This is a genomic window from Halorubrum sp. SP9 (assembly GCF_005435015.1).
In the GTDB taxonomy this organism is placed as follows: Archaea; Halobacteriota; Halobacteria; order Halobacteriales; family Haloferacaceae; genus Halorubrum; species Halorubrum sodomense.
On sequence record NZ_SGXU01000149.1, the window covers coordinates 1 to 998 of the forward strand.

Genomic DNA, 998 nt, shown 5'->3' on the forward strand with positions numbered 1-998 from the left:
GTGGTCTGGGGGGCCTTGGCGACGAACGTTGCTTCGGGCCACGTCGTCTGAACGCCGTCACGGGTACGACTTGACACGTCTGTTGCCTTCAGTTTGTACTGGGCCTCACCGAGCGTGACCTCGGGAACCGTGTAGTCAACGTCAAGCGTCGGTGGCGATGGTGCGTACTGCGTGTCGTACGGTGAGTGAACGTGAGCACCGAAGTTCGCACCATCACCGTAGTCGTGATCCGACTGATCCTGAAGGCCAGTCCCTTCGTCTTCAGCGAAAACTTTCCACGGCATTTGTCAGTCCTCCGAGATGGTGAGGTTCCCCGCCTCAAATTCGAACTTGTTACCCGCTGCGACGGTCTTTGCGCCGCCCGCTAATCCACTCGCAAACAGCGGATTGTCTGTCGAGGGGTCAGGACCGTCGTACAACACAAAGCCCGCGACAGTTTTGTCAACGGTCGAGTCGAGTTTTCCGAAATCAATCAGTACGTCGTTCTCATACTGCCGAGGCGATCCAGCGTTTGTCAGCGTCCACTCACTCGCCGTGACGTTGACGGGGCTGTACTGATCGCCTGAAACCTCGTTCGCAGCGTCGGGGGTGTTCGACGGCTCAACAGTCCAGAGTGCGACGTACACACCATCCCGCGCTCCGTCAGGCGGGTCGTTGTTAAACACGCGGTCAAGCGTCTGTGCTTCCAAGTATCGAGTCTTATCGTCTGCCATGAATGTTGTCTAAATTACAGTTTTACGTCGGGGTTCCGAATGACGTTGAGGCTCGTTGCCCCACCGTTGCTGTTCGTCTCGCTAATCGTCACATCGGTAACTGCGCCGTTCGTCCCCCCGTCGATAACCACCGTACCGTCGGGTTGTATCTGAACATCGGTGCCATCATCCCCGACAACCTGGACGGTCCCGTCATCCGAGAATTTCACCGCCGCCGACGAGAGGGGGTGAGAGACGATCCGCTCGCCCGCCGTCACGTCCTCGCTGTTGGTGGGCGGCAGGGGA

3 protein-coding genes are annotated in these 998 nt (G+C 58.4%); all 3 read right to left on the reverse strand.

The annotated features are described in order from the left end of the window. Positions 1 to 284 (reverse strand): hypothetical protein (locus EXE45_RS20835; RefSeq protein ID WP_206750490.1); only part of this gene is annotated, 284 nt, incomplete at its 3' end. 3 nt (positions 285 to 287) lie between these two features. Then, complete coding sequence (locus EXE45_RS16940; protein ID WP_137695023.1) at positions 288 to 713, reverse strand: hypothetical protein; 426 nt, start codon at positions 711 to 713, stop codon at positions 288 to 290. A 14-nt stretch (positions 714 to 727) separates the two neighbouring features. Continuing rightward, positions 728 to 998 (reverse strand): hypothetical protein (locus EXE45_RS19820; protein WP_158294301.1); only part of this gene is annotated, 271 nt, incomplete at its 5' end.

Excerpts from the sequence above, each read along its gene's own strand:
- EXE45_RS16940 (WP_137695023.1), bottom strand. The coding sequence starts at position 713 with ATGGCAGACGATAAGACTCGATACTTGGAAGCACAGACGCTTGACCGC.